This is a genomic window from Actinomyces gaoshouyii (assembly GCF_002076915.1).
Classification (GTDB): domain Bacteria; phylum Actinomycetota; class Actinomycetes; order Actinomycetales; family Actinomycetaceae; genus Actinomyces; species Actinomyces gaoshouyii.
On the sequence record NZ_CP020468.1, the window covers coordinates 828,564 to 855,543 of the forward strand.

Consider the following 26,980-nt stretch of genomic DNA (forward strand, 5'->3'; position numbering starts at 1 on the left):
AGGACTCCATGACAGACAAGGCGCCCAAGGCCGCTCCAGGCGCTGGAGGGCCTGACTCGGCCGCCGAGGTCACCGCCCCCGACATCAGCGGCGGGGAGAGGGACGTGCCGGTGGTCGAGCTGTTCCTTTGGCTCTACCGGCTCTTCTACTCCAAGACGCTCGGCCTGATAGTCATTCTCCTGTTCGCCCTCTACGCTTTCATCGGCTCGCTCCTGCCGCAGGCCACGAAGGAGCTCCTGGCCGACCCATGGGCCAAGGAGTCCTTCCTCAACGCCAGGCGTCCCGCCCTGGGGCGGTTGACGACGGCCTTCGACGCTCTGGGCTTCTTCCACGTCTTCACCTCCGTCGGCTTCTACGTGGTGGTCTCGCTACTGGCCCTGAGCATCATCGCCTGCACGGCCCACCGCATCCCCGAGCTGGTCAAGCGCGTGAGGGAGCCCCGGGTGCATGTCGCCCCCCGGTTCTTCGACAAGGCCCGCTACCGCGCGCGCGTCCCCAGCCCCGATGGTGTCCCGGCGTCGCTGGAGGCGACCCGGGAGGTGCTGCGCAAGGCCCGCTGGCGGGTCATCCCGGATGACCGTGACCCCGAGCACTGCCTCTACGCCGACCGCAACGCGCGCTCGGGCATCGGCACCGTACTGGCGCACGCGGCCTTCGTTCTCATTCTGGGCGCCTTCGTTGTCTCCTCCACCTGGGGCATCGAGGAGGACTTGACCGTTCCCGTCGGTTCCAGCATCGAGATCGGCCATGGCACGGGGCTGAGCGTGCGCGCCAACTCTTTCACCGATTCCTATACCGACACCGGGCGGCCCATGGACTACATGTCCGACCTGAGCATCCTTCGCGGCGATGAGGAGATCGCCCGCCAGGAGGTACGGGTCAACTCGCCGATGTCCATCGACGGCTATAGGCTCCATCAGGCCTCCTACGGCACATCCGCGGATATCACCATCGTCGACGCCGCCGGGACCGTCCTGGCCCAGCGCAGCGTCCCCCTCCAGTGGCAGACCCCGCGGAAGACCGAGGTCTATGGGCGTGTCGACTTGCCCGATGGAAGGGTCGTCTACGTCTTCCTGCCCGCCTCCGGGCAGGCGATGTCCCGGATCGCGCCGGGAACCGCCATCGTCGGCCTGGCCCCCGACGGGCACACCGACCCGCAGTCCGAGCAGGCGGCCGCGGCCGGAACCGCCGCTCAGCTCGAGGACCTCACCGTCACCTTCGAACGGGAGCGCCAGTACACGGGGCTCACGCTCCGGCGGGATCCGGGCACCCCGATCATGTGGGCCGCCTCGGCGCTGCTGATGATCGGCATGTCGATCACCTTCCTCATGCCCTATCGGCGCCTATGGGCGCGCGTGGAATCCGGCGAGGAGGGAACGGGCAGCGTCATCCGCCTCGGATCGGTCTCGCGCCTCGACATCACCTTCGAGCGCATGTTCGCCGCGCTCGTCGGGCGGATCGAGGCCGCCGTCGGGTCCCAGGACGACCCCGAGGACCCTGATCCCGCCACCACTGCCAAGGAGAGCAAGGAGAAGGAGCCCAGCGACCATGAATAACGTTCTCAGCATCGGCCAGTTTCTCTTGACCTCGGCCATGGCGATCCTCGTCCTGGCCGTCGTCTGCGACGCCGTCGTCCTCACAGGGCGCGGAGCCCGAGCTCAGGCCGTCCCGGCCCCGGCGGGCCCGGGCGGGGCTCACGGCGGCAAGGCCGTCGGCGGTGCAGTGGGGGGCCGGGCGAGCCACTCGGCCCATTGGGCACGCGCCTCGCGCCCCGGCCTGCCCAGGGGGCTGGCGCTGTACGCCACCGGCTTCACCGCCATCGCCCTGGCCCTCATCACCGCCTACCTGGCCCTGCGCGCCAGCGCCACCGGGTACAGCCCCTTCGCCAACCAGCATGAGTTCGCGGTGTCCTTCACCTTCGGCATCCTGCTCATGTACCTCATCGCCGAGTTCCGCTACCGCGTGCGCTGGCTGTCCATCGTGGTCCTCCCGGTGGTCATCGCCCTGCTCATCTACGCCGACAGCCAGGACAAGGCGATCACGCCGCTCGTCCCGGCTCTGCGCAACTCCCTCATGCTGACCCTCCACGTGTTCTTCGCGGTGCTCGCCTACGGGGCGGCCTGCGTGTCCTTCGCGGCGGCGGTCCTCTACCTCCTCCACCCCCGCCTCAAGAGGTTCCGGTCGCTGCCCTCGCTCGAGGTCCTCGACGACGTCGGCTACAAGGCCGCCACCGCCACCTTCCCGCTGCTGACCATGATGACCGTGCTGGGCGCCGTCTGGGCGAACACCGCGTGGGGGCGCTACTGGGGATGGGATCCCAAGGAGACCGCCGCCCTCGTGACCTGGCTCGTCTACGGCGCCTACCTGCATGCCCGGGTGACCAGGGGCTGGCAGGGATCGCGCAGTGCCTGGCTCCTCATCCTCGGGTTCGCCGCGGTGCTCTTCGCGTACTTCGGGAACCACTTCTTCGGAGGGCTGCACTCCTATGGCTGATCGTGAGGAGAGGGATGACGAGGCCCTCCTGGACGAGTACGGGGCGAGCCCCGCGCGCTCGACGGCGCGCGCCGGCAAGGGCGACGGCCCCAAGGGCGGCTCCCGGACGGGCCGCCATATCCCGGTGTGGGTGAGCAACGGCCTCGTGCTGGCCGTGTCCACGGCGCTCATCCTGGGCGGCGTGTGGTTGACGGGCTCGTGGCGCACTGAGGGCCCCGTCGCCTCGGCCTCCGGCCAGGGCGGCGGCGGGGTGACGATGCTGTCGACGGACGCTCCCAGCGGCGCCGCCCCCCAGGTGGGTCAGGAAGCCCCCGTCTTCAGCGCCACGGACATCAACGGCGCCCCGGTGGACCTGACCGATCTGCGGGGCAGGCCCGTGTGGCTGCTCTTCGGCGCCACCTGGTGCACCGAGTGCCGCACCGAGGCCCCCGACGTCCAGGCGATCTCCCAGGAGTACGGGGATCAGCTGACGATCATCGCCGTCCACGTCCAGGACAGCCCCCAGACCGTCGCCGACTACGTCCAGCGCCTGGGACTGACCTACACCACCGTTGTGGACACCGAGGACGCGATCTCCTCGGCCTATGGCGTTTACGGGATCCCCGCCCACTGGTTCATCGGCGCTGACGGCACGATAGCGGCCACACGGGTCGGCGCGATGTCCCCGGACCAGATACGTGCGCAGGTGCGGCCCCTCATCGGCCAGCCCGGCCCGTGAGGGCCGCCCGTGCCGAAGAACACAGGCGCGCCGCAGCCCCGGGCTTGGAGCCCCGGGAGCATTTCACCTAAAGTAGTCAGCCGGTGCGTGTCGCACCGTTTGCCCAGGAGAGCGCCCTCCCGGTGCGGGCCGGTCAGGCCCACCGGAGGCGCTCCGCAGAATCGGAAGAGATGAGCATTCCCGTGGTCTACGCGATCGTCAAGGCTGGTGGCCGTCAGGAGAAGGTCTCCGTCGGCGACGTCGTGGTTGTCGACAAGCTCGCCGGTGAGATCGGCGACGAGGTCACCCTCGCCCCCGTCATGCTGGTGGATGGCGACAAGGTGACTGCCTCCGCCGCTGACCTTGCCACGTCCTCCGTCAAGGCCGAGATCGTCGGCGACGAGAAGGGCCCCAAGATCAACATCCTCAAGTTCAAGAACAAGACCGGCTTCCGCAAGCGCCAGGGTCACCGCGCCCAGCTCACGGCCGTCAAGGTCACTGCGATCAAGTGACGCCCGGCGCCACCGAAGAATCGCACCAGTCAAGAGAGAGAGAAGCCTGAGATGGCACACAAGAAGGGTCTTGGTTCCTCCCGCAACGGCCGTGACTCGAACGCCCAGCGCCTCGGCGTGAAGCGCTACGGCGGCCAGTTCGTCAAGGCCGGCGAGATCATCGTCCGCCAGCGCGGCACCCACTTCCACCCCGGCAACAACGTGGGCCGCGGCAACGACGACACGCTTTTCGCCACCGCGGCCGGCAACGTCCAGTTCGGCACCCACCGCGGCCGCCGGGTCGTCAACGTCGTGCTCCCCGAGGCCTGAGCCTCGCGCACCCGGACTCTCGCGAGGGCGAACGGCTTCGGCCGTCCGCCCTCGCGCTGTTCCCAGGGCCGGGTCGCGGTGCCCGTCCCAGTCCCAACCATCCCGACCCATCCATGAGGAGAGACCATGCCCAGCTTCATCGACCGAGTGGTCCTCCACGTCGCCGGGGGCGACGGCGGTGATGGCTGCACCTCCATCCACCGGGAGAAGTTCAAGCCGCTGGCCGGCCCCGACGGCGGCGATGGCGGCCACGGCGGCGACGTCATCCTCGCCGTCGACCCCCGGACCACCACCCTGCTCAGCTATCACCGCTCCTCGCACCGCAGCGCCGGGAAGGGCACTCCGGGCATGGGCGACTGGCGCCGCGGCGTCGACGGCAAGGACGTCGTCCTGCCCGTGCCCGAGGGCACGGTGGTCAAGGACGACGAGGGGAGGGTCCTCGCCGACCTCGTGGGAGCGGACGCCCGCGTCGTCGTCGCCCAGGGCGGCACTGGCGGGCGCGGCAACTTCTCCCTGGCCTCCTCCAAGCGCCGCGCCCCCGGCTTCCACCTCCTGGGTGAGCCCGGCCAGGTCCGCGACATCACCCTGGAGCTCAAGACCATCGCTGACGTCGCGCTCGTCGGCTACCCCAGCGCCGGTAAGTCCTCACTCATCGCCGCCATGAGCGCGGCCCGCCCCAAGATCGCCGACTACCCCTTCACCACCCTCGTCCCCAACCTCGGCGTCGTCGAGGCCGGTCTGACCCGCTACACGATCGCCGATGTCCCCGGCCTCATCCCCGGCGCCAGCGAGGGCAAGGGGCTGGGCCTGGAGTTCCTCCGCCATATTGAGCGCTGCGCCGTCATCGTGCACGTCCTGGACTGCGCCACTGCGGAGCCCGGTCGCGACCCTCTGAGTGACTTGGAGACCATCGAGGCCGAGCTGGCCGCCTACTCCGAGCGCCTCGGCGATGACAACGACCCGCTCCTGACCGGCCGCGTGCCGCTGATGGAGCGGCCGCGCGTCGTCGTGCTCAACAAGGCAGACGTCCCCGACGCCGCCGAGCTCGCCGAGTTCGTCACTGACGACATCGCCGCCCGTGGGCTGCAGGTCTTCACGATCTCCGCCGTGGCCCACACCGGTCTGCGCGAGCTCTCCTTCGCCCTGGCCGAGCGCGTGCGCGCCGCCAGAGCGGCCCAGCCCGCATCCGCGGCCGGGCTCGCCCAGCAGCGCGAGGCCGCCCGCCCCGTCGTCCGGCCGGCCGCCGTTGGACGGCGCGGCAAGGAGGACATCGCCGTCGTCCGGCCCATCAACCACCCCACCGAGGGGCGCGTGTACCAGGTGCGGGGGGAGAAGCCCGAGCGCTGGATCCTCCAGACCGACTTCTCCAACAACGAGGCGATCGGCTACCTCGCCGACCGGCTCGCCACCGGGGGAGTCGAGGACCTGCTCGTCAAGGCCGGCGCGCGTGCCGGGGACGCTGTGCTCATCGGCGCGGTCGACGGCGGTGTCCTGTTCACCTGGGAGCCCACGATGACCACCGGTGCCGAGCTCCTCGGGGCGCGGGGGACGGACACGCGCGTCGAGGACTACCACCGGCGCACCAACGCCGAGCGCCGCATGCGTTATCACGAGCGCATGGACGCCAAGGAGGCCGCCCGCCAGGAGCTGCGGGACGAGGCCGCCGAGGGCATCTGGACCGACGCCTCCTCCTGGTCCCGCGGGGGCGGCGACGATGATGACGGGGCGGAGTCGTGAGCGCGCGCCCCGCAGCCTTGCCCGAGGGATCCCGTGTCGTCATCAAAGTGGGATCCTCCTCGCTGACCCGCGATGACGGCGGGCTCGACCTCAACCGCATCGATGTGCTCGCCAGGCTCGTGGCGGGTATGAGGCAGCGCGGCCACGATGTCGTGCTCGTGTCCTCCGGCGCGGTCGCGGCGGGCCTGCCCCCGTTGGGGATCGAGCACCGCCCGGACGACCTCAGCATGCTCGCGGCGGCGGCCTCCGTGGGCCAGGGGCGCCTCATGGCCCGCTGGCAGGCGGCGATGAGCAACTACGGGGTGGTCATCGCCCAGGTGCTCCTCACCGCGCAGGATGTGGCCGTGCGCAGCCACTACCGGACTGTTCGCACCACCTTCGACACCCTGCTCGACCTGGGCACGGTGCCGATCATCAACGAGAACGACGCCGTGGCCACGACGGAGTTCAACCTGGGGGACAACGACCACCTGGCCGCGCTCGTCGCCCACCTGGTGACGGCGGACGTCCTCATCCTCCTCACGGACGTGGACGGCATGTGGACCGCCCGCCCCGGCACGCCCGGCGCCGCCCCCATCCGCTACGTGCCCGGAGGCAGGAGTCTGGAGGACGTCGATGTCACCGGCTCGGGATCGGCCCTGGGCACCGGTGGGATGCGCACGAAGGCCCAGGCCGCCACGATCGCCTGCGCTTCCGGGACCGCCACGATCATCGCCTCGGCGGACGACGCCGCTCGCCTGCTCGGGCCCGGGGGAGTGCCGACCGACCTCGGCACCTGGTTCGAGCCGACCGGCCCCCACCGGCCCAGTCGGCGGTTGTGGATGGCCCACGCCTCCCGGGTCGAGGGGCGCGTGCTCATCGACGCCGGGGCGGCCGACGCCCTCACCGTGGGCAAGAAGTCCCTCCTCCTGCCCGGCGTGGTGGGGGTCAACGGCGAGTTCGAGTCCGGCTCCGTCGTCGAGATCATCGGGCCCAGGGGCCCTGTGGCCCGCGGGATCTGCCGCTACGCCTCGACCGAGATCGAGGAGGTTCTCGACGCCCGCGGCAGTGGGGCGCCGATGCCCGACCACCTCGTGCCCGTCGTGCACCGCGACGACCTCGCCGAACTCCCGCGCCTGGCGAGCTGAATCACCGCTGAGTCACTTCGGGATCAGAGTGAGGGTCCCTTCGGAGCGCTCCAGGACGATGGAGCCATCGGCCGAGCGGGTGATGGAGCGCGCCACGAAGAGGCTCCCATCGCGGTTCGTGATCGTGTAGCCGTGCGAGTCCTGGCCGATCTCCCAGCCGTCGTACTCGGGCAGGCAGGACGCCGGCGCGCTGGTGACGGCGGATCCGACATAGGTGTGGTCGGCGTTGAACGTGGCCTCGAGCCCGACGCACTCGGGCGCGGAGGCCTGGGAGATTGTGAAGGTGGCGCCGCTGAGCGCGGACTCCAGGGCGCCCTTCTCCGAGCTCATCGAGGCCTCGGTCGACGCGCGGTTCTCCGTGGCCCGGGTGGAGGGCAAGGGCATCGGTGAAGCCTGCGGGGTGGAGGAGGAGCGGGTCGTGGAGTCATCGGGGCCCGCGCTGGCGCTCACCGCGGTCGAGGTCGTCTCCGGCTGAATCGACGTCGGCGCGTGGCCGGCGCCCGTGGCCCGGTCGGGCTCGAGGACGGGACCACCACCAGCGGCGCCCGGGGGGACGACGATCGTCGGCTCCGGGGATCCCGGCGCCCCGCCGGGGCGCCCGTCATCGGACGGCGTGCTCTGGCAGGCAGCCAGCGGCGCGAGGATCGCGAGCGCCACGGCGCAGAGCGGCGCGCGGCTGCGGGGTCTCATGCGTTGACTCCTCAGGGGACTGATACTTCCATCGCACCGAGTGGTGCCGACGGTGCGGGCTGGAACGCCGGAAAGACGCCGCAGATGCCCTACGTGACCAGGCGTCGCGGCAGTCTACCGCGATGAGGGGATTGCGCCCAGGGCGTGTATCGCCCGGGCCCGCTCCTCGGCGCCCTCGACCGCCCCGTCCACTCGGGCACCTTGCCGAGGAACGTAGACTGGTCTCATGATGACGACGCGGTCCGCCCGATCCAGCACCATCGCGGCCCACGCCGAGGTCCTCGTCCGCGAGACGGCCCTCGCGGCGCGGGCGGCCCAGTGCGAGTTCGCCGGGGCGACACGGGCGGTCAAGGACGCCGCCCTGCTCGCCATGGCCTCCGCCCTGCGCGCCCGGAGCGGGAGCATCTGCGGGGCCAACGAGGAGGACCTGGCCGCCGCCCGCGAGGCCGGCATGAAGGAGGGGCTCGTCGACCGCTTGGCCCTCGACGAGGCCCGGATCGAGCGGATCGCCGCCTCCGTGGAGGAGATCGCCGCTCTGCCCGACCCCGTGGGCCAGGTCGTCGACGGCTCCACCATGCCCAATGGGCTGCGGGCGCGCAGGCTCCGCGTCCCCATGGGCGTCGTCGGCATGATCTACGAGGCCCGCCCCAATGTCACCGTCGATGCGGCCGCGCTCGCCGTGAAGTCGGGCAACGCCGTCGTCCTGCGCGGCGGCAGTGCCGCCGGGCGGAGCAACGCCGCGATCGTCGCCGCGCTCCGGGCCTCCCTCGCCGATCGGGGGCTGCCCGCGGATCTCGTGACCACCGTCGATCCCGCCGGGCGCGAGGGCGCGCAGGCCCTCATGCGCGCCCGCGGCCTCATCGACGTGCTCGTGCCCAGAGGCGGTGCCGGGCTCATCCGCGCCGTCGTCGAGAACTCCTCCGTCCCGGTCATCGAGACCGGCTCGGGCAACTGCCACGTGTACGTCGACGCCAGTGCCGACCTCGCGGCGGCTGTGGGCATCGTCGTCAACGCCAAGACCCAGCGCGTCGGGGTGTGCAACGCCGCCGAGACCCTGCTCGTTCACCAGGACGTCGCCCAGGAGTACCTTCCCGCCGCCGCCCGGGCCCTCTGGGAGCGCGGAACCACCCTTCACGCCGACGAGGCCTCCCGCGCCATTCTCGCCGATCCCGCCGCTGGGGAGGGCGTTGAGCGCTACCTCGTTGCGGCGGTCGAGGAGGACTGGGGCACCGAGTACGGCTCGCTGGACCTGGCCGTGCGGGTCGTCGACGACCTCGAGGCGGCGATCAGCCACATCCGCCGCTACACCACCGGTCACACCGAGGCGGTCCTCGCCCAGGACGTCGCGGTCATCAACCGCTTCATCGCCGGCATGGACTCGGCGGCCATCATGGTCAACGCCTCCACCAGATTCACCGACGGCGGCCAGCTGGGCCTGGGCGCCGAGCTCGGGATCTCAACCCAGAAGCTCCACGCCCGCGGCCCCATGGGCCTGGTGGAGCTGACGACGACCACCTGGGTGGTGGAGGGCGATGGGCACGTGAGGCCATGAGCCGTCTCACACGGTGATGACCTCGATGCCTGCCTGCCGCAGTGGCCCGAGCTGCTCGGGGGGCGCGCCGGAGTCGGTGAGCAGCGCGTCGATGCGATCGGCCCGGCAGATCAGCGCGAAGGCGGTCGTGCCCAGCTTCGTATGATCGGTGACGATGACGATCCTGCGCGCGCAGCGCACGAACGCGGCGCCGACCGCCGCCTCGCCCTCGTGCTGCGCGTAGGCGCCCAGGGCGTCGATCCCCTCGACGCCGAGGAACAGTGTGCCGATGGTGATCTGGGGGAGGATGAGCTCGGACAGCGGGCCGGTGAGCTCGTAGGAGCGCGCCCGTGCCACGCCGCCGGTGACCACCACGCGCACGCCCTGGCGCACGGTGAGCTCGGAGGCGATGTTCACCGCGTTGGTCACCACGGTGACCGGATGGTTGGGGTCGGCTGCGCCCTCCACGAGGGCGATCTCGCGAGCCACCTCCGTCGTCGTTGTCCCGCCATTGAGGCCGATGGTGTCGCCGGCGGAGACCATGGCCGCCGCCGCGCGGGCGATCCTGGTCTTCTCATCGGCCATCCGGGAGTTGCGATAGCGAAGAGGGAGCTGCGCGGAGGTCGGGTTGGCCGAGGCTCCGCCGCGCGTTCGGGTGAGGAGCTGCTGATTCGCGAGCAGGTCGAGATCGCGCCGCGCGGTGGCCGCTGAGACGCCGAGGCGCGAGACGATGTCATCGATACGGACTCCGCCCTCCTCGACGATGATTCCCAGGATCGCTGAGAGTCGTTCATGCCTGGACATGAGGGTCCCTCCTCGTCTCGTCAGGCCCCGGCGGGCCGCGCGGGCCCGCCGGGGATGCCTCCGGCGGCTGGTCGAGGCGGCGCTGTACTGCGACCGCATGGAGCCGGCCCAGGAGTCGTCTCAGGTTAGGAATACGGCAAATGATGGCACTTCGAGGCGCTCAGCACGCGGGAGCCACGCGGCTCAAGGCTTGAGGGGAATCCCACGAGACGCACTGGCGGCGTGTGGCAAGGCCCCCGAATTGTGCGCGTCATGGCAGGATGGGGGCATCCCGGGTGTACGCGCGGGACCGACCGGAGGAGTATTCGTGCCCAAGAGTGCTGGTGAGGCGGGCGTGGCGCAAGGAGCGCCGCGCCAGTTGCGCATCGGCATCATGGGCGGCACCTTCGATCCCATTCACCACGGGCACCTGGTGGCGGCGAGCGAGGTCCAGCACGCCTTCGACCTCGATGAGGTGATCTTCGTCCCGACGGCAACGCAGCCCTTCAAGAAGGACCGCCGAGTCTCTCCCGCGGAGCACCGCTACCTCATGACGGTCATCGCCACCGCCTCGAACCCGCGCTTCACCGTGTCCCGGGTCGATATCGACCGCGGTGGCACCACGTACACGATCGACACCCTGCATGACATCGCCGCGAAATACCCTGGCGCCGCGCTCTACTTCATCACCGGAGCCGACGCACTCGCGCAGATCCTGACATGGAAGGACAACGAAGAGATCTTTGAGCTCGCCCAACTCGTGGGCGTGACCCGGCCGGGCCACGTTCTGACGGATATGGGCCTGCCTGAGGACAGGGTCTCCCTCATGGAGGTCCCCGCGATGAGCATCTCATCAACGGACTGCCGTGAGCGAGTGAGCGACGGGGGGCCCGTGTGGTACCTCGTGCCCGACGGGGTGGTTCAGTACATTCGCAAGTACGGCCTCTACCGTAGGGCCGGGCGGGCGTCATCGACGACGTCGATGACCGCACGCGTCGCGCGAGAGCAGTCGCTCAGGAAGGAGAACGACGGTGAGCCCGGAGCCCACTGACGCCACGACATCCGATTCGAAAAGCGACCCTGATCACAGCAGCCGACGGTCCATCCGGCAGGCGGAGCGCGAGGCGGAGCGCGAGGCGATCCTCACCGGCCAGCAGCCCCTCCTGACCAGGCGGGAGATGAAGCGCCTGCGTGAGGAGGCCGAGGCGCTGCGCGCCGCGGTCGCGGCGGGCGAGATCACCATCGAGCAGGCCCGGGCCCTCCAGGACCCGCTGGCCGACGAGCACAACATCACGATCTCCTCGTCTTCCGCCGCCTCCTCGGCCGAGGCCGCGGACAGGTCCCACGACTACTCGGCCTCGGAGGGGGCGCCAGGCGTCGGGCGTGTATCCGGCTCCGGGCACCCTGATGAACCCGTCGCGACCCCCGGTGGCGGCGTCGTCGCCGAGCCCGCGGCCCCCGAGGTGAGGGCGACCTCCTCGGCGGCGGTCGACTCCTGGCAGTACAGCTCCGCGCCGCCTGCGGGCCGCGACGTCTCCTCATCCGGGCACTCGGCGCCGGCCAACGAGCACCCGAGCCGCGCGGCGGGGCCGCGGGCGCAGGAGCCTGCGGCCGGACGCGACGGTTCCCCCGAGGTCGCCGAGCTCCCATGGGTGCGCGCCTGGTATGCCAGCCCCCAGGTCGCCCCTCCCGGCACATCCTCGGCCGCCGTGAGCGGGTCGGCTGATTCGACGCCTCGTCCTCGGGGCGAGGCCAGTGAGGCTTCCGGCTCCGCTGCGTCGGCACCCGCCTCCCATGCGCTCCCGCGCGCCCGGGACGGGCAGGCGGGGCGCGAGCAGCAGATCGGCTCCGCTTCCTCGCTGAGCGCCGACCAGGTCGTCGAGATCTCCGGGTTCGAGACCGGGGTCCTCCCCTCATCCGACCTCCCGCTCGCTCAGGACGGCCCGCGCTCCGCCGATGGCGGCGCCCCATCGGCGTCGACCTCAGGAGGGCCGGGCACGGGTGGCCCTGACCCGCAGAGCCCGTCGGCCGCCCCCTTACGGCGCTCGCTCATGGAGCGGGGCGCGCAGGCCGACTCCCCGGCCACCACCCAGCAGCCCACGTCGCCCCAGCCGCAGCGCGGCTGGCAGCCCCCTCAGGGCGACCGGGGGTACGAGCCCACCTGGCGGACGGCCGCGAGAGACGGCTCCGCGCTCGGAGCCCCGCAGGCCGAGGCCTCACCGGTACCGGAGGAGAGTAACGGCCCTGCCTCCCGGTCCGGCAGCACGACGGCGGAGCCCTCGGCCCCCAGCGCGATCCGTCGGCCGATCGTGCGCATCCCAGCAGCTGCGCAGGGCGTTCGCACGATGAACGCCAGCACCGGCAAACTCGGTTCTGTCCAGCCCGTCGATGAGGACTTCGATGGGATCGACTCCCCGCAATGGCGCGCCCTGCGCTCCGGGGACGAGGCCCCGCTCGAGGACGAGGCCCCCGCTCCCGCCGACACCGTGGTGACCAGGGCGCCCGCGGACCTCAGGGACGATCCGGCGGAAGACCCCGGTTATGTGGTTCCATCGCCCTATGGCTCCTACGCCGGCTACAACGAGCCTGCCGCTCCAGCGGCGCCCGCCGTGGCTGAGCCCCAGGCCGGCCGCGCCTCCCTCGGAGTCCAGCCCTCCACTGATTCATGGGAGGACGTGACGCGCGTGGGCAAGGATTCCTCGGGATCACCGGCCAGCCGCCGGACACTGGCCATCCTCCTCGCCTTCGTCCTCGCGGCTGTCGTCCTGATCATCATCTGGGTCATCATGTCGCAGGTCGGGGGGTCCTCCGTCAACGCCGAGGCGGCGCTCGACTGGACTCCCCTCCTGACCTGACCGGGCGCTGGCCGCTGGGCCATCGCGTGGTCGATCAGGCCAATGCCAATCAGCCCCCTCCGGAAGGAGCCCCATGGCCGCGACCGAACGCGCCGTCGAATTGACCATCGCCGCCGCACGTGCGGCCGCAGAGAAGAAGGCGGAGGAGATCATCGCGATCGACGTCTCCGAGCGCCTGGCGCTCACCGACGTCTTCCTCGTGCTCTCCGGCGGCAATGACCGGCAGGTGCGGGCGATCGTCGATGCCGTCGAGGAGGCTATGACGCGCGCGGGCGCCAAGCGCCGGATGCGCGAGGGCATCGAGGAGGCCCATTGGGTGCTCCTGGACTACGACGAGATCATGATCCACGTCCAGCAGGCCGAGGACCGGGAGTACTACGCGCTGGAGCGCCTCTGGAAGGACTGCCCCGTCATCGGCCTACCCTCGGTGCTCGCCGAGGCCGCCCAGGCGGCTGGGGCCTCCGAGGCCGGTGACTGATCCCGGAACCATCATGACCGACGTCATCCTCTGGCGCCACGGGCAGACCGACTACAACGTGGGGGGCCGTGTCCAAGGCCGGGTCGACATCCCCCTCAACGCCACCGGCAGGGCCCAGGCCGAGGCCGGCGCCGAGCGACTCGAGGACGTTCTGCGCTCCCTCATCGGCGCGCGCGAGCTGGGAGCCGGGTGGACGTACGCGTGCCGGATCGTCTCCTCGCCACTGGCCAGGGCCCGCGCCACGGCGCAGGCCCTGGCCGCACGCCTCGCGGTTGAGGTGACCACGCATTCCGGCCTCGCCGAGCGCGACTTCGGGCGTTGGGAGGGACTCACAGCCGAGGAGATCAGGACGGGCTGGCCCGATGCCTATGCCGTGTGGCGCACCGGCCAGGACCCCCAGGGGGTCGATGTGGAGCCCCGTCGCGCCGTGGGTCGACGCTTCAGCGAGGCCGTCAGGGGCCTCGCGGACACCGTGGGGCAGGGGCCGCTCGTCATCGTCGCGCACGGATCGGCCATCACCCAGGGAACGACGGCGCTGCTCGGCATGGACGCCTCCAGCTGGTTCGGACTGCGGGGCCTGGACAACGCCCACTGGGCGAGGCTGCGCTCCTCCCACCGCCTGCCCGGATGGGAGCTCCAGGACTGGAACGACGGCGCCGAGCCGACGGCACTGCTGCCCTGACATCCCGCGTCTCCGCGCGGTTCGGTGAGCCAGCACACGCGCGGCGGATTTGCCCCAGGGGCCTGCGAGTCCATAGAGTTGTCCGCGTCGCCCGGCGGGTGGCTCCCGTGAGGGGCTATGGCGCAGTTGGTAGCGCGCTTCCATGGCATGGAAGAGGTCGGGGGTTCGAATCCCCCTAGCTCCACGATCCGATCGGCTTAGCCGGGCGGATGTCCCTTCGGGGCTATGGCGCAGTTGGTAGCGCGCTTCCATGGCATGGAAGAGGTCGGGGGTTCGAATCCCCCTAGCTCCACCCCCTCGCACAAGGTCCGACCCCGCCATCGTTGATGGTCTTGGTTCGGGCCTGGATGAACGAGCTTGCGCAGTGCCCAGAGCTCGAGCCGCTTCAAGTGAGCGGATCGCCTGCACTGAGACCGGTTGAGAAGCACCTCGAAACCGGTTCCGTTTTTCGCGGCTCGAACCTCGCTTCCCGGGCCGATCGCGCACCATCGCAACTCTCGTGCCGGGTGCTGTCCGCTCCTGCGCCTCCGTGCCCCCTTCATCCGCCCGCGGGCTCGACATACCCCCACCCTCTGAGGGTAGCCTCACCTGTGGCGTGAGGGCGCCTGGGGGCGCCCCGCCCGATCGCCTGATGAAGGAGACGGCATGAGTCCTGCCCACGAGCACCAGAGCACTGGGGTGCCAGGGATCGACGAGCGCGCGCGCCGCACGGCCCGCAGGCTCCTCGCGGGCGCTGGAAGCGCCGCCGTGAGCGCCTACCGGCTCGACCCGTCCGGGGCCGGCGCCTACGTCGCCCACGCGCTCGACGTCGAAGGCCTCATCCTCATCGCCATCCGCCCCCAGCCCGGCACACCCCTGGCCGACGTCCCGGATGACCGCCTCGTCGATGTCCGTCTCGACATCGTCCTGGACGCCTCCGAGCCCGGCATCCGCGTCACCGCCGCCAGTGCCCATGTCCTGGGCACCCTCCGCTGGGTCCCCGCCAACTGGGTTGAGACCGTCCTCGCCGAGAGCGCCACACCCGTGTGCCACTGCGCCATCACGGGGGAGGACCCCCTCGGGCGTGTCAGCGAGCTCGCCCGCGCCCCCGGCGCGCGCCTCGCTCTGGTCCAGGGCAGTCGCGTCATCCTCCACGGCCCCGAAGGGGTCTCCAGCCATATGGTGGAGGACCTCGCCGGTCAGGGTGATGAGGAGGCCATGGCTGCCCAGACCGCCTGGTCGCCCCTGGAGGTCCTTGACGCGCATGAGGCCGTGCGATCCGTCGGTGATCTATCCCTGCGCGCCCTGTGCGAGGCCGTCATCGCCGATGAGGCCCCGGGCTCGCTGTGCTCGAGGCGGCCCAGCATCGGGATGGCTCGGAACCTCATCGAGAGGGTCCTCGTCGTCGACGCCGATCCCTGGGGCGTCACGCTCATGCATGTCGGCTCCGACGAGACCCGCACCGTGCTCGTGACCCTGCCCGGCGCGCCTCTCGCCCCGGCCGAGATTGCCCCGGCCCTGGGGAGGCTCGCCGATGAACTGCTGCCCGCGCGCTTCCAACTGGGATGAGTCCCTCTCGCGCTGCGGGAGCCGGGCGTCAGTTGGCCTCGTAGGACAGGCAGGCGGCCGTGTCCCCGCCGATGCTCACGCCATCAGCGGTGCACATGAGATCGATGTTGTGCGCGCACTCCAGGCGCTGGCAGGCTCCCACGTGCCCCTCGGCGACGGGCAGGCCGCCGCGGGCGTCCAGGGTGATGAAGGTCGAGCAGACCGCAGCGCCGTCGACGGTGATCGCGAAGGCGGTACAGCCCCCGTTGTTGAAGGCGCAGGAGGTGGTCGTGCAGGTGGAGATGGGGGCGACGGCGGCCATGGTGGGCTCCTCTCGGACGGCGCCTTGCGGCGCTGGTGACTCGGATGCGAATAAGGTGACTCAGTTCCACCGGCGACTCCAAGGAAGGTGACCCTCAAGGTGTCGCCAGGGAACAGGAAAATGTTGGAATTCCAGGCATATCCCGAGTCGATCCGCGTGGGCGCGCCGGTCGTTCAGGCCTTGTCCAACCGCGCGAGTTGACGCCTCCGGGCGTTGCCAAACAAGGACAGGTGAGCCTGTGCTGCAGTATTTTCGCAAGCGCGCAATATCTCTGAGTCGACCGGTCGGCCGGCGCTCACTGGGACCTGCGTCCCGGATGATGGACCGCTCACTGGCGGTGGTGCGCGCGGGGCTACGGTGCCGAGGTTCGCCCCGGGGCGCGCTTCGTGCGATCCCACGGCATCCTCGATTCCCTGCGCTGGGCACCGCTCCGGCGCCTTACCCCAGGAAGGCACAGCATGTCGTCCAGCACCGACGGCGCCCCAGCGGCGCGGGCACCCGAGCGAGAGCAGTGGAGCGGCCAGGTCGGCTTCCTCTTCGCCGCGATCGGCTCGGCCATCGGGCTGGGCAACATCTGGCGCTTCCCCGGTGTGGCCTACTCCAACGGCGGCGGCGCCTTCATGATCCCCTACATCATCGCGCTGCTGTTCGTCGGAATCCCCGTCCTCTTCCTCGACTACTCCCTGGGCCACCGCCTTCGTGGCAGCGCCCCGGCGGTCTTCCGCCGCCTGAGCAGGCGCTTCGAGTGGCTCGGCTGGTGGCAGGTCTTCATCTGCTTCGTCATCATGACCTACTACGCCGTGGTGGTGGCATGGTCGCTCAGCTACACGGTCTTCTCCGTCACCCTGGCCTGGGGCGATGACGCCGCTGGCTTCTTCTCGAACTACGTCGGCACGGACCGGTTCGGCGATGCGGCGCCTTCATTCTCGATCGCTCCCATGACCGGGGTCATCATCCCGCTGGTCATCGTGTGGGCCTTCGGCATCGTCACCATCTCGCGAGGCGTGAGCAACGGCGTGGAGAAGGCCAACAGGATCTTCCTGCCCCTGCTGGTCGTCATGTTCCTCGCGCTCGTGGTGCGATCCATCCTCCTGCCCGGCGCCACTGGCGGGCTCAACGCCCTGTTCTCCCCGGACTGGTCCTCCTTGGGCGATTTCAAGGTGTGGATGGCCGCCTTCGCGCAGATCTTCTTCTCCTTGTCCATCGGCTTCGGCATCATGCTCACCTACGCCTCCTACCTGCGGCCGCGCTCCAATCTCGTGGGAACGGGGCTTGTGGCGGCGTTCGCGAACTCCTCCTTCGAGGTGCTGGCGGGGATCGGGGTCTTCTCGACGCTCGGATTCATGGCCCACGCCCAGGGCATCGCCGTGGGAGAGATCGACAAGATCTCCGGGCCCTCGCTGGCCTTCGTCACCTTCCCGACGGTCATCTCCCAGATGCCCGGTGGCACGATCTTCGGTGTGCTCTTCTTCGCCTCCTTCGCGATGGCGGGGCTGACCTCCTTCATCTCCATCATCCAGGTGGTGGTCCCCGGGGTTTCCGAGAAGACCGGCATGTCCATCCCGCGCACCACCCTCCTGGTCTGCCTGCCCTCGGCCGCGCTCTCGCTCCTGTTGTTCGGCACTGCCTCGGGGCTGTTCGACCTCGATATCGTCGACGCCTTCATCAACAACATCGGCGTGGTCGGCTCGGCCACCATCACGTGCATCGGCGTCACCTGGGTGCTGCGCCGCGCCAAGCCGCTCCAGCGCCACCTCAACCTCGTCTCCGAGACCCGTGCGGTGGGCGCCTGGTGGCGCTTCCTCATCGCCGTCATCGCCCCGCTCGCCCTGGCCTACATGCTCTTCCGGACGGTGCGCTCCTATGTCCAGGACGGCTACGAGGGCTACTCCGGCGCGATGCTCGGCGCCTTCGGCTGGGGGATGCTCGCCCTGGGCGCCATCATCGTCGCCGTGCTCTCGCTCACCAGGTGGCGCACCCCGTGGATGACTTCACGCCCATCGACTTGGACGCCCTCTGACGGCCGCCGAGGAGGAGAACTGACATGACCGGTGCCGCCATCATCCTCATGCTCGTCGCGATCATCATCATCTGGGGCGGCCTGGCCGTCTCCGTGACCGCCCTGTACGTGCGCGGGCCCGTGAGGAGCGAGAGGCCCGCGAGGCCGCCCTCGCCGCCGCCCATGGGCACCTGCGCGGCGCGCAGGACTCCTGAGCCCCGTAAGCCCCGGAGCGCCACTGGCCGGGCGCGCGGCGCTGCGTGCCCGCTCCGTTTCCGCGGATCGGGGCACGTGGGCGACAATCATCCCATGACCACTTCTCCTGACGCCCGGCGCTCCCCGCGCTGGTGGCCTTCGACCTCGACGACACCCTCGCCCCCTCCAAGTCGGCGATGCCCGAGCCGATGGCCGCCGCCCTCCGCTCGCTGCTGGACGTCGTCCCCGTCTGCGTCATCTCCGGGGGCCAGATCGGCCAGTTCCGCGACCAGGTCCTGGCCCACCTCGGGGCGACGACGTCGAGCTCTCCCGCCTCCACTCATGCCACCTGCGGCACCCGCTACTACGTCCATGGCGCCGCCGCCGGCACCGCCCACGCCGATGACCAGGACGCGCGCGCCATCGAGGGCATGCCCGGCTGGCGGCTCGTCTACGCCAACGACCTGAGCCCGCAGCAGATCGAGGAGGGCTTCGCCGTTGTCGAGGCCGAGGCCCGCAGGCTGGGTCTGTGGGAGGAGCGGACCTGGGGCGACATCCTGGAGGATCGCGGCAGCCAGATCACCTTTCTCCGCCCTCGGTCAGGAGGCGCCGCTCCGATGCCAACGCGCTTGGGACCCGACGGGAGAGAAGAAGGGCGCCCTGCGCGACGCCGTGGCCGCCCGCCTGCCGGGCTCGAGGTCCGCTCCGGCGGCTCGACCAGCGTGGACATCACCCTCAAGGGAGTCGACAAGGCCTACGGGATGACCCGCCTCGCGGAGGTCACCGGCATCCCCGGCGAGCGGATGCTGTTCGTCGGGGACCGCCTCGACCCCGAGGGCAACGACTACCCGGTGCTCGCGCTCGGCATCCCCTGCCACGCCGTGTCGGCTGGGAGGAAACCGCGGTGTTCGTGGCCGATCTCGCCGCATCGCTGCCGGGGGCGCCTGAGGGCGCTGGCTGATGACCCATCAGGACAGGGATCCCCGCGAGACCGGTATCAGCGACAGACCGACCCGTGCCGGCCCGCCGTTGGCCGTGCTGATCGGAGCGCTCATGAGGCTCCGGCAGGTCATCTGGCGGGCTCGGCGGTCCCGCAGTGCCGATTTCCGCGCGCGCCGTGCGCGCCCTGGTACTACTGCTCGTCTCCGGGACGATCGGCCTCGGCGCCCCCGCGACTCCGGCGAGCACCGGGGCCGCGGAGCCCGATCCCACCGATGAGGGCGAGACATGGGGCACGGCGAGGGCCGACGGCTGAATGGTCGCGTCATCAAGCACTCACAGGGTGCACAATGGGCCGGTCGCGTCACCAGGCGCGCGGCCGGTCGATAACCGGGGCAGCGAGAGGAGCGCCGTCATGGCCCACGTGCCGACCCAGGCAGAGATCGATGCGATGAGCGAGGAGGAACTGGAGGCCTATCTCGCCAGCGCCGAGGACCCGACCCCACCATCCTCGAGGTCGAGGGCGCCGGCGCCACCGCCTCCTCCGGAGCTCCCCGCGGCTACGCCTGGCTCCTCATCATCGGCTCGATCATCGCGCTCGGGGCCTGCTGGGAGCTCACCACCGCCCACATCAAGCAGATCAAGGAGCCCCTCGCGGGTCTGTCCTGCGACATCAATCCCCTGGTCTCCTGCGGCGCCTCCCTGGACATATGGCAGGGCAACCTGCTGGGCGTGCCTAACGCCCACATCGGGGCGATGGCCTTCGCCGCGCTCCTGACACTGGGTGCGCTCCTCCTGGGCGGGATGCGCTGCCGCGCTGGGTGTGGCGGGGCATGGTGGCCGGGACCATCGGCGGGATCCTCTTCGTCGCCTGGTTCCTGTTCGTCTCCATCATGGACCTGGGCAAGCTCTGCCCCTTCTGCATGCTCATCTGGGCGGTCACCATCCCCGTGGCTACATCCACCTGGGCGTGGGCCGCCGCCGGTGGGCACCTGGGCGTCAGCCCCGCCACCGCCCGCCGCCTCGTGGCCTGGCGCTGGTGGGGCGCGGCTGCGATCTACGCGCTCGTCGGCCCTCGCGGTCGTCGTCGGTCTGTGGTCCGAGTGGATGACACTGCTGCGATGAGCGCCCCCACCACAGGGCAGCGAGGAGAGTCCCCGCGCGCGACGGTGCCGCGCGCCCCATCGGCACGGCCGTCCCCGCTGACTCGACCGTCACCCAGGATGCCAAGGCGGTCTGGGCCGCCACGGAGTGGGACGGCGCTGGCGCCTCCATCACGGGCCTGGCCCAGCGCATGGGGGTGGCGGCCTCCACGGCATCGGAGAATGTCTCGCGGCTGGTCGACGCCGGCCTCCTGGAGCATGAGCCCTACCGCGCCGTCACGCTCAGCGCCGAGGGCATGCGCCGTGCCATGGGCATGGTGCGCCGCCGACTCCTGGAGACCTACCTCGTGGAGGCCCTCGGCTTCGACTGGGACGAGGTCCACGAGGAGGCCGAGGTCCTCGAGCACGCCGTCTCCGAGCGCCTCTGGATCGCATCGATGCCGCCCTGGGGCGCCCCTCGCGAGACCCCCACGGCGATCCGATCCCCACCGCCGATGGTGCTATGGAGGTTACCGCCCTGCGCAGTCTCGACGCGCTGCGTGTGGGGGAGACCGGCTCCGTGGCCCGCATCCAGGACGACCCCGACACCCTTCAGACCCTTGACCGGCCGGGATCGGCTTGGACTCGCGGATCGTCGTGACGGGACGGGGCCGGGTCGACGGCGACTCGGGCCTGCGCCCAAGCCGCATCCGACTCGTCAGCGCCACTGGAGAGGGGCGGGGACGCTCCCGAGGCGGCGGAGGCATCCGGTGGAGCACCGGGACCGGGGGAAGCCGTGATTCCGGCGGGCTCCCTTTGGGTCCTCGCCGAGGACTGACGGACTGACGGGGCCGGGCGCAGTCGGCGGCCGGACCGCCGCTGCGGGCATCATCCGCTCGAACCGCCGCCTGCCGCTGAAGGCCGCTGACTATCGGCGCGAGGCGCCTTCGTCTGGAGGATAAGGCGCATGAGCACCCTCTTCACCAAGATCATCAACGGCGAGATCCCCGGCTCCTTCGTGTGGGCCGATGAGCACTGCGCCGCCTTCGCCACGATCGAGCCCCACACCGACGGGCACGTCCTCATCGTCCCCTTCCAGGAGATCGACTCCTACGTCGACGCCCCCGACGAGCTCGTCGCCCACCTGGCCGTGGTGGCCAGGCGCATCGGGGCCGCCCAGACCCGCGTCTTCGGCGCCGCGAGAGCCGGGGTCATGGTGGCCGGCTACGGCGTCGATCACCTTCACGTGCATGTCCTGCCGATCCGCACCGAGGCGGACCTGCAGTTCTCCTCAGCCCGCAAGGACGTCGCCCCCGAGGAGATCGAGGCCGCCATGGCGCGCCTGCGCGCCGGACTGGATGAGGATGGTTGGGAGGAGTTCGTCGTCACCAGCGCCCCGGGCGTTCCGGGCGCCCGCTGAGCGGGGACCGCGCGCCCGGACGTGACCGGCCCCTCAGAGGGAGGACAGGCCCACCGCTCGGGCATGGCGCGGGGAGGGCCCGGCCGGGGGATAGGCTGGCCCCAGCCACGATCCCTGGGGGATGAAGCCCCTCAGGGCATGATGATCAGGGAAAGAGCGCAGAGCACCATGACCCAGAACCCCGTAGCCGTCCCGGAGTCCTTTGACGCGCCTCCCTTCCGGTACACGGCGGCGCTGGCGGGCAGCATCGAGACCTCCTGGCAGGACCGCTGGGAGAGCGAGGGCACCTTCTGGGCGGACAATCCCGCGGGTGATCTCGCGGGCCCCGGCGCGAGGCGCGAGAAGTTCTTCATGCTCGACATGTTCCCCTACCCCTCCGGCAAGGGCCTGCACGTGGGCCACCCCCTGGGGTACATCGCCACGGACGTCATCGCCCGCTTCACTCGCATGACAGGCAAGAACGTCCTGTACACGATGGGCTACGACGCCTTCGGCCTGCCCGCCGAGCAGTACGCCGTGGCCACAGGCCAGCACCCGCGTGCGTCGACCGAGGCCAATATCGCCAATATGCGCCGCCAGCTTCGCCGCCTCGGCCTGTCCCACGACTCGCGCCGCTCCATCCAGACCATCGACGTCGACTACGTGCGCTGGACCCAGTGGATCTTCCTACAGATCTTCAACTCCTGGTTCGACCCCACCGCCCCTCGCCGCGACGGCCGGGGCACGGGCGCCGCCCGCCCCATCGCCGAGCTCGAGGCCAAGCTCGCCTCCGGCGAGGTGCCCACCCCGGACGGCCGGCCATGGGCGGAACTGGGCAAGGCGGAGCGCGCCGAGGTCATCGACTCCCACCGGCTGGCCTACATCTCCCACGCGCCGGTGAACTGGTGCCCTGGCCTGGGCACGGTGCTGGCCAACGAGGAGGTCACCTCCGAGGGCCGTTCCGAGCGCGGCAACTACCCCGTCTTCAAGCGCAACCTGCGCCAGTGGATGATGCGGATCACCGCCTACGGGGACCGCCTCGCCGAGGACCTGGACACCGTCGACTGGCCCGAGAAGGTCAAGCTCATGCAGCGCAACTGGATCGGCCGGTCCGAGGGCGCCGAGGTGACCTACGCGGTACCCGGGGCCGCACTCGCCGGAGCCTGCCAGGATGCGCTCACGGTCTACACCACGCGCCCGGACACCCTCTTCGGCGCCACCTTCATGGTGGTGGCCCCCGAGCACCCGATCCTGGGCGGGGCTCCCTCCGCTGCCTCGGCCCGCACACAGGCCCAGATCGACGACGACGCCGCGGCCCTCACGCTGCCCACAGCCTGGCCCGAGGGCACGAAGGAGGCCTGGACCGGCGGGCACGCCACCCCGGCCGAGGCCGTCGCCGCCTACCGCGCCTACGCCGCCGCCGCCACGGACGCCGAGCGCACCGACGAGGGCCGGGCCAAGACCGGCGTCTTCACGGGCCTGTTCGGCATCAACCCGGTGGATGGGCGCCAGGTACCGGTCTTTGTGGCCGACTACGTCCTCATGGGCTACGGCACCGGCGCGATCATGGCGGTTCCCTCCGGCGACCAGCGCGACTGGGATTTCGCCCGCAAGTACGGGATCGACGTCGTCGCCACGATCCAGCCGCCAGAGGGCTTCAACCTGGAGGAGGCCGCCTGGACGGGGGACGGTCCGCTCATCAACTCCGCGAATGGCGAGATCGACCTCAACGGCATGGGCAAGGATGAGGCCAAGGCCGCTATGACCCAGTACCTGGAGGCCAAGGGCGTGGGGCGCGCCGCGGTCACCTACCGCCTGCGCGACTGGCTCTTCTCCCGTCAGCGCTATTGGGGCGAGCCCTTCCCGATCGTCTGGGACGAGGACGGCCTCGTCCACGCCATCCCGGAGTCCATGCTGCCAATCGAGCTGCCGGAGGTCACCGACTACTCCCCGCGCTCTTTCGACCCCGATGACGCCGACTCCTGCCCGGAGGCGCCGCTGTCCAAGGCCACCGAGTGGGTGGAGGTCGAGTTGGACCTGGGCGATGGGCCCAGGAAGTACTACCGCGAGACCAACACGATGCCCCAGTGGGCGGGCTCGTGCTGGTACGAGATGCGCTACGCGGACCCCACGAATGCGACGGCGCTCATCGACCCGGCCAACGAGGCGTACTGGATGGGTCCCCGGCCCGAGGGGGGCAATACCTCCGGCGGCACGGACCTGTACGTGGGCGGCGTGGAGCACGCGGTGCTGCACCTGCTGTACTCGCGCTTCTGGCACAAGGTGCTCTTCGACCTCGGCCACGTCTCATCCTCGGAGCCCTACCACCGCCTGTTCAACCAGGGATACGTGCAGGCCTACGCCTTCAAGGACTCCCGGGGGCAGTACGTGCCCGCGGAGGAGGTGGAGGAGAGTGCCGGCGCCGATGGTGAGGCGGCCTTCACCTGGCGCGGAGAGCCGGTGACCCGCGAGTACGGGAAGATGGGCAAGTCCCTGAAGAACATCGTCACCCCGGATGAGATGTACGACGCCTACGGGGCGGATACCTTCCGCGTCTACGAGATGTCGATGGGGCCGCTGGATGTGGACCGCCCCTGGGACACGCGCGCTGTGGTGGGTGCGCAGCGCTTCCTGCAGCGCCTATGGCGCAATGTGATCGACGAGTCCACGGGCGAGGTGACGGTGGTCGATGAGGCCGCCGACGACGCCACGCGCCGGCTCATGGCCCGCACGATCGTGGGGGTGCGCGAGGACTACGCGGGGATGCGCCTGAACACGGCGATCGCCAAGCTCATCGTGCTCAACAACCACCTCACGTCCCTGGGCGCGGTGCCGCGAGAGGCGGCGGAGGCCCTGGTGCTCATGGTCTCCCCGGTGGCCCCGCATATCGCGGAGGAGCTGTGGGGCAGGCTCGGGCATGAGGCCTCACTGGCCCACGAGCCCTTCCCGGTGGTGGCGGACGAGACGCTGCTGGCGGCGGAGAAGGTGACCTGCGTGGTGCAGGTCAAGGGGAAGGTCCGTGACCGCCTGGAGGTGGACCCGGGGATCGAAGCCGCCGAGCTGGAGCGCCTGGCGCTGGCGGCACCCGGCGTGGTGCGCACCCTGGACGGCAGGGGCGTGCGCAAGGTGATCGTCAAGGCTCCGGGGCTTGTGAGCATCGTTCCGGAGTGAGCGGGGCCGCCCGCTGAGGCGTGACGGCGGGTGATGATCCCCGTGCCCCACCTGTTCTTCTCGTCCCTTGCGCGTTGAGCAGACCCTTGACGTGCTGAGTGTGCTGGCCAGGGACGCCGGACTGCCGTTCACCCAGACGACGCTTCACCTCGCACAGGGAATCAGCCAGGGATATCCCTACCTCATCCAGGTCCTCGGCTTCGCGGCCTAGGACGCGGCGCACGAGGGAGCGCCGAGGCAGTCGGCGTCGCCCGCACGCAGGGTGGCTCCTTGTGTTGTAGTGGCGGGTAGCCGCGTCAGGCAGTCCGGGAGGATGCGGGCGGCCTGGATGTTCGGGCCGGTGGTCCTGTGTTCTTAATCGCCCCAGACACCCCCATGAATAAGCCTCAGTATGCGTCTTATTCTCTCGGGTTGTCCGGCGTGCTCGTTGACCCAACGGTGGACGATATACCTGCCCAGCCAGCCCTACCGCCGCAGGACGTTGCCGAGGACGGAGCGCACGATCTGGCGGCCGACGGAGCCGATCGTCTTCTCGATCTCCCGGCGGCGGCGCTCAGCAGCCCGCTCAGCGGCCAGGCGCTGGCGCTCCGCCTCCTTCTCGGCCTGCCGCTGCAACTTCTCCAGCTCCTTAGCCCGGCGCTCGGCCTCCTTCTGGGCGGCCTTCTGGGCCGCGGCCTCCGCGCGCTCCGCCGCCTTCGCGGCAGCAGCCTCGGCCTTCGCCCGCTCCTTCTCCTCGGCGGCGGCGGCCTTCTCCGCGGCCACGCGGGCCTCCTCGGCCGCGACAGCGGCGGCGGCCGCCTCCGACTCGGCCGCGATGCGCTTCTCCAGCAACTCATAGGCCGACTCGTTGTCCACCACGGTGCTGTACTTACCGGCCAGCGGCGAGCCCGAGAGCAGCGACTGCACCGTCGACTCCTGCCCGGCGCCCATCACCGAGGCCGGGGCATCTACCACCACGGCCGTCACCGGGGCTGGGCGGCCCTTCTCATCGAGTACCGACACCACCGCCTGGCCCGTTCCCAGCGAGGTCAGAACCTTGGCGAGGTCCAGGGGAGAGGTCGGGAAGGTCGAGACCGCCCTCTTCAGGTTCGCGGCGTCGTCGGGAGTATGCGCGCGCAGGGCGTGCTGCACCCGGGAGCCCAACTGCGCCAGCACCTCATTGGGCACATCCGTGGGCGATTGGGTGATGAACACGATGCCCACGCCCTTGGAGCGGATGAGCCGGACCGTGCGCGTGACCGCCTCCATGAATGCCTTCGTCGCGTCCGCGAACAGCAGATGCGCCTCGTCGAAGAAGAACACCATCTTCGGCTTGTCCAAGTCCCCGACCTCCGGCAGCACCTCGAACAACTCGCCCAGCAGCCACATGAGGAATGTGGAGAACAGCGTGCCCTGGGACTGGATGTCCTCCAGCTCCAAGGAGGAGACCACGCCGCGCCCATCGGGGGATACGCGCATGAGGTCCTGCACGGACAGGCCCGGCTCGCCGAAGAACCTGTCCCCGCCACTGGCCTCCAGGGCTGCCAGCTCGCGCAGGATCACCCCCGCCGTTGCTTCCGAGACGCCGCCGATGGTCTTGAGCTCGGCCTTGCCGGCGTCGGTGTTCACCAGGTAGTTGATAACCGCCCGCAGGTCCTTCAGGTCCAGCAGCGCCATCCCCTGCGAATCGGCCCAGTGGAAGACGAGCTGCAGGGCGGAGGTCTGCGTCTCGTTGAGGCGCAGAACGCGCGCCAGCAGCACCGGGCCGAACTCCGTGATTGTCGTGCGGATCGGCGTGCCCTTGCCCTGGCCTCCCAGGCTGAACAGTTCCATCGGGAACGACATCGGCTTCCAGTCCTGGCCCGTCGATGCCGTGCGCGACTCCAGCTTCGGGCTCGTGGACCCCGGCTCGGCCATGCCCGTGAGATCGCCCTTGATGTCGGAGAGGAACACGGGCACCCCCGCCGAGCTCAGTCCCTCGGCCAGCAGCTGCAGGGTGCGGGTCTTGCCGGTACCCGTCGCGCCGGCCACCAGGGCGTGGCGGTTGAGCAGCGCCATGGGGATGCCCACGCGCACGCCCTTGACCGGGACGGGGTCGCCCGATGCAGGGGCCGTCTCCAGGTAGGTGCCCACGGGGAGCATGCGCCCGTCGAAGGCGTAACCGTCGCGCACCTGCGCCGCGTAGCCCTCCGGCTCAATCGACGACGGCATTGCGGGGGCCTCCGCCGGAGCATCGGGGGCAGTCGGCTCGGCGGCCGCCTCGGGCTCAGCGGGCTTGTCCTCGGCCTCCTCCTCAGTTCGATCAGCCGGCGCGTCTTCGGGAGCCTCCTGAGCGGCACCGCTGGCCATGGCGGCCTCGAGAGCGGCCTGGGCGGCGGCGGCCTTCGCGGCGGCGGCATCGGCGGCGGCCTGCGCGGCCTCGGCCTTGAGACGAGCAATGTCAGGTGTGTCAGTCATGGCGCCATGGTAGAGG

General features: G+C 70.5%; 22 protein-coding genes, 2 tRNA genes and 5 pseudogenes. 25 read left to right on the forward strand and 4 right to left on the reverse strand.

The features are described from left to right. Window positions 1–8 precede the first annotated feature (8 nt). From B6G06_RS03340 to proB, 7 genes are all read left to right on the forward strand, one after another. On the forward strand, window positions 9–1,556 hold the full coding sequence (locus B6G06_RS03340) for a cytochrome c biogenesis ResB family protein (protein WP_080463082.1): 1,548 nt from the start codon (window positions 9–11) through the stop codon (window positions 1,554–1,556). Further along, entirely contained in the window at window positions 1,549–2,493 is a 945-nt protein-coding gene (gene ccsB, locus B6G06_RS03345) for a c-type cytochrome biogenesis protein CcsB (protein WP_081170969.1), read from the forward strand. The genes B6G06_RS03340 and ccsB overlap by 8 nt, the downstream gene beginning before the upstream one ends. Continuing rightward, window positions 2,486–3,211: a TlpA family protein disulfide reductase gene (locus B6G06_RS03350; RefSeq protein ID WP_081170971.1), complete on the forward strand. Its 726-nt coding sequence runs from the start codon at window positions 2,486–2,488 to the stop codon at window positions 3,209–3,211. The genes ccsB and B6G06_RS03350 overlap by 8 nt, the downstream gene beginning before the upstream one ends. 170 nt (window positions 3,212–3,381) lie before the next feature. Further along, window positions 3,382–3,702 (forward strand): 50S ribosomal protein L21, encoded by a 321-nt coding sequence (gene rplU / locus B6G06_RS03355; protein WP_080463079.1) that lies wholly within the window; start codon window positions 3,382–3,384, stop codon window positions 3,700–3,702. Between the two features lie 51 nt (window positions 3,703–3,753). Next, entirely contained in the window at window positions 3,754–4,011 is a 258-nt protein-coding gene (gene rpmA, locus B6G06_RS03360; protein WP_080463078.1) for a 50S ribosomal protein L27, read from the forward strand. 126 nt (window positions 4,012–4,137) lie between these two features. Next, entirely contained in the window at window positions 4,138–5,748 is a 1,611-nt protein-coding gene (gene obgE, locus B6G06_RS03365) for a GTPase ObgE (RefSeq protein ID WP_081170973.1), read from the forward strand. Next, a complete protein-coding gene (gene proB / locus B6G06_RS03370; RefSeq protein WP_081170975.1) occupies window positions 5,745–6,875 on the forward strand; it encodes a glutamate 5-kinase in 1,131 nt (376 codons plus the stop codon). The genes obgE and proB overlap by 4 nt, the downstream gene beginning before the upstream one ends. Before the next feature lie 12 nt (window positions 6,876–6,887). On the opposite strand, the gene B6G06_RS03375 is transcribed toward proB, so the two are convergent. Beyond that, on the reverse strand, window positions 6,888–7,565 hold the full coding sequence (locus tag B6G06_RS03375) for a hypothetical protein (RefSeq protein ID WP_081170977.1): 678 nt from the start codon (window positions 7,563–7,565) through the stop codon (window positions 6,888–6,890). A 226-nt stretch (window positions 7,566–7,791) separates the two neighbouring features. On the opposite strand from B6G06_RS03375, the gene B6G06_RS03380 reads away from it, so the two are divergent. Continuing rightward, on the forward strand, window positions 7,792–9,117 hold the full coding sequence (locus tag B6G06_RS03380; RefSeq protein ID WP_240494095.1) for a glutamate-5-semialdehyde dehydrogenase: 1,326 nt from the start codon (window positions 7,792–7,794) through the stop codon (window positions 9,115–9,117). A gap of 6 nt (window positions 9,118–9,123) precedes the next feature. On the opposite strand, the gene B6G06_RS03385 is transcribed toward B6G06_RS03380, so the two are convergent. Next, window positions 9,124–9,900: a DeoR/GlpR family DNA-binding transcription regulator gene (locus tag B6G06_RS03385; protein WP_081170979.1), complete on the reverse strand. Its 777-nt coding sequence runs from the start codon at window positions 9,898–9,900 to the stop codon at window positions 9,124–9,126. A 334-nt stretch (window positions 9,901–10,234) separates the two neighbouring features. Between B6G06_RS03385 and nadD the strand changes: the two genes are divergently transcribed. The 7 genes from nadD (at window position 10,235) to B6G06_RS03420 (ending at window position 15,442) form a co-directional block, all read left to right on the forward strand. After that, the gene (gene nadD, locus B6G06_RS03390) at window positions 10,235–10,930 is read left to right on the forward strand and encodes a nicotinate-nucleotide adenylyltransferase (RefSeq protein WP_095532514.1); all 696 of its coding nucleotides are present in this window, start codon (window positions 10,235–10,237) and stop codon (window positions 10,928–10,930) included. Continuing rightward, window positions 10,911–12,734, forward strand: coding sequence for a hypothetical protein (locus B6G06_RS03395; protein WP_081170981.1), 1,824 nt, complete (start codon window positions 10,911–10,913; stop codon window positions 12,732–12,734). Before nadD ends, B6G06_RS03395 begins: the two co-directional genes overlap by 20 nt. A gap of 73 nt (window positions 12,735–12,807) precedes the next feature. Then, on the forward strand, window positions 12,808–13,212 hold the full coding sequence (rsfS, locus tag B6G06_RS03400; protein ID WP_080463071.1) for a ribosome silencing factor: 405 nt from the start codon (window positions 12,808–12,810) through the stop codon (window positions 13,210–13,212). Between the two features lie 13 nt (window positions 13,213–13,225). Continuing rightward, window positions 13,226–13,894: a histidine phosphatase family protein gene (locus B6G06_RS03405; protein WP_080463070.1), complete on the forward strand. Its 669-nt coding sequence runs from the start codon at window positions 13,226–13,228 to the stop codon at window positions 13,892–13,894. A gap of 111 nt (window positions 13,895–14,005) precedes the next feature. Further along, a tRNA-Ala gene (locus B6G06_RS03410) sits at window positions 14,006–14,078 on the forward strand. Between the two features lie 35 nt (window positions 14,079–14,113). After that, window positions 14,114–14,186: transfer RNA gene (locus B6G06_RS03415), tRNA-Ala, on the forward strand. 353 nt (window positions 14,187–14,539) lie between these two features. After that, a complete protein-coding gene (locus tag B6G06_RS03420) occupies window positions 14,540–15,442 on the forward strand; it encodes a hypothetical protein (RefSeq protein ID WP_081170983.1) in 903 nt (300 codons plus the stop codon). Window positions 15,443–15,470: 28 nt separating this feature from the next. Here the strand turns inward: B6G06_RS03420 and B6G06_RS03425 are convergent, their stop codons facing one another. After that, window positions 15,471–15,743 carry a DUF1540 domain-containing protein gene (locus tag B6G06_RS03425; protein ID WP_080463068.1) on the reverse strand — a complete coding sequence of 91 codons (273 nt, stop codon included), beginning with the start codon at window positions 15,741–15,743 and terminating at the stop codon, window positions 15,471–15,473. Window positions 15,744–16,201: 458 nt separating this feature from the next. Here B6G06_RS03425 and B6G06_RS03430 point away from each other — a divergent pair. The 10 genes and pseudogenes from B6G06_RS03430 to B6G06_RS10200 all read left to right on the forward strand — a co-directional run bounded on the left by B6G06_RS03430 (window position 16,202) and on the right by B6G06_RS10200 (window position 24,739). Then, window positions 16,202–17,763 (forward strand): annotated as a pseudogene (locus B6G06_RS03430) (sodium-dependent transporter). A 24-nt stretch (window positions 17,764–17,787) separates the two neighbouring features. Beyond that, window positions 17,788–17,957: pseudogene (locus tag B6G06_RS03435) on the forward strand (methionine/alanine import family NSS transporter small subunit). 177 nt (window positions 17,958–18,134) lie between these two features. Continuing rightward, a pseudogene (locus tag B6G06_RS10460) lies at window positions 18,135–18,898 on the forward strand (HAD hydrolase family protein). Window positions 18,899–19,033: 135 nt separating this feature from the next. After that, a complete protein-coding gene (locus B6G06_RS10195; RefSeq protein ID WP_164505167.1) occupies window positions 19,034–19,192 on the forward strand; it encodes a hypothetical protein in 159 nt (52 codons plus the stop codon). A gap of 275 nt (window positions 19,193–19,467) precedes the next feature. Then, window positions 19,468–19,784 (forward strand): annotated as a pseudogene (locus B6G06_RS10465) (vitamin K epoxide reductase family protein); the annotation flags it as partial. A 374-nt stretch (window positions 19,785–20,158) separates the two neighbouring features. Next, window positions 20,159–20,344: pseudogene (locus B6G06_RS10680) on the forward strand (metal-dependent transcriptional regulator); the annotation flags it as partial. Between the two features lie 137 nt (window positions 20,345–20,481). Next, on the forward strand, window positions 20,482–20,619 hold the full coding sequence (locus B6G06_RS10685) for a hypothetical protein (RefSeq protein ID WP_338025874.1): 138 nt from the start codon (window positions 20,482–20,484) through the stop codon (window positions 20,617–20,619). A 306-nt stretch (window positions 20,620–20,925) separates the two neighbouring features. Continuing rightward, window positions 20,926–21,378: an HIT family protein gene (locus tag B6G06_RS03455; protein ID WP_080463062.1), complete on the forward strand. Its 453-nt coding sequence runs from the start codon at window positions 20,926–20,928 to the stop codon at window positions 21,376–21,378. Window positions 21,379–21,546: 168 nt separating this feature from the next. Next, a complete protein-coding gene (locus B6G06_RS03460; RefSeq protein ID WP_081170985.1) occupies window positions 21,547–24,528 on the forward strand; it encodes a leucine--tRNA ligase in 2,982 nt (993 codons plus the stop codon). Between the two features lie 67 nt (window positions 24,529–24,595). Further along, on the forward strand, window positions 24,596–24,739 hold the full coding sequence (locus tag B6G06_RS10200; protein ID WP_164505187.1) for a hypothetical protein: 144 nt from the start codon (window positions 24,596–24,598) through the stop codon (window positions 24,737–24,739). A 254-nt stretch (window positions 24,740–24,993) separates the two neighbouring features. On the opposite strand, the gene B6G06_RS03465 is transcribed toward B6G06_RS10200, so the two are convergent. Continuing rightward, entirely contained in the window at window positions 24,994–26,964 is a 1,971-nt protein-coding gene (locus B6G06_RS03465; protein WP_081170987.1) for a helicase HerA-like domain-containing protein, read from the reverse strand. Between the last annotated feature and the right edge of the window lie 16 nt (window positions 26,965–26,980).

Coding starts and splice junctions, on each gene's coding strand:
- B6G06_RS03375 (WP_081170977.1), bottom strand. CDS start 7,565: ATGAGACCCCGCAGCCGCGCGCCGCTCTGCGCCGTGGCGCTCGCGATC.
- rpmA (WP_080463078.1), top strand. CDS start 3,754: ATGGCACACAAGAAGGGTCTTGGTTCCTCCCGCAACGGCCGTGACTCG.
- rsfS (WP_080463071.1), top strand. CDS start 12,808: ATGGCCGCGACCGAACGCGCCGTCGAATTGACCATCGCCGCCGCACGT.
- B6G06_RS03405 (WP_080463070.1), top strand. CDS start 13,226: ATGACCGACGTCATCCTCTGGCGCCACGGGCAGACCGACTACAACGTG.
- B6G06_RS03380 (WP_240494095.1), top strand. CDS start 7,792: ATGATGACGACGCGGTCCGCCCGATCCAGCACCATCGCGGCCCACGCC.
- B6G06_RS10685 (WP_338025874.1), top strand. CDS start 20,482: ATGGAGGTTACCGCCCTGCGCAGTCTCGACGCGCTGCGTGTGGGGGAG.
- B6G06_RS03340 (WP_080463082.1), top strand. CDS start 9: ATGACAGACAAGGCGCCCAAGGCCGCTCCAGGCGCTGGAGGGCCTGAC.
- ccsB (WP_081170969.1), top strand. CDS start 1,549: ATGAATAACGTTCTCAGCATCGGCCAGTTTCTCTTGACCTCGGCCATG.
- B6G06_RS03350 (WP_081170971.1), top strand. CDS start 2,486: ATGGCTGATCGTGAGGAGAGGGATGACGAGGCCCTCCTGGACGAGTAC.
- B6G06_RS03385 (WP_081170979.1), bottom strand. CDS start 9,900: ATGTCCAGGCATGAACGACTCTCAGCGATCCTGGGAATCATCGTCGAG.
- B6G06_RS03465 (WP_081170987.1), bottom strand. CDS start 26,964: ATGACTGACACACCTGACATTGCTCGTCTCAAGGCCGAGGCCGCGCAG.
- B6G06_RS03420 (WP_081170983.1), top strand. CDS start 14,540: ATGAGTCCTGCCCACGAGCACCAGAGCACTGGGGTGCCAGGGATCGAC.
- obgE (WP_081170973.1), top strand. CDS start 4,138: ATGCCCAGCTTCATCGACCGAGTGGTCCTCCACGTCGCCGGGGGCGAC.
- B6G06_RS03455 (WP_080463062.1), top strand. CDS start 20,926: ATGAGCACCCTCTTCACCAAGATCATCAACGGCGAGATCCCCGGCTCC.
- B6G06_RS03460 (WP_081170985.1), top strand. CDS start 21,547: ATGACCCAGAACCCCGTAGCCGTCCCGGAGTCCTTTGACGCGCCTCCC.
- B6G06_RS03425 (WP_080463068.1), bottom strand. CDS start 15,743: ATGGCCGCCGTCGCCCCCATCTCCACCTGCACGACCACCTCCTGCGCC.
- rplU (WP_080463079.1), top strand. CDS start 3,382: ATGAGCATTCCCGTGGTCTACGCGATCGTCAAGGCTGGTGGCCGTCAG.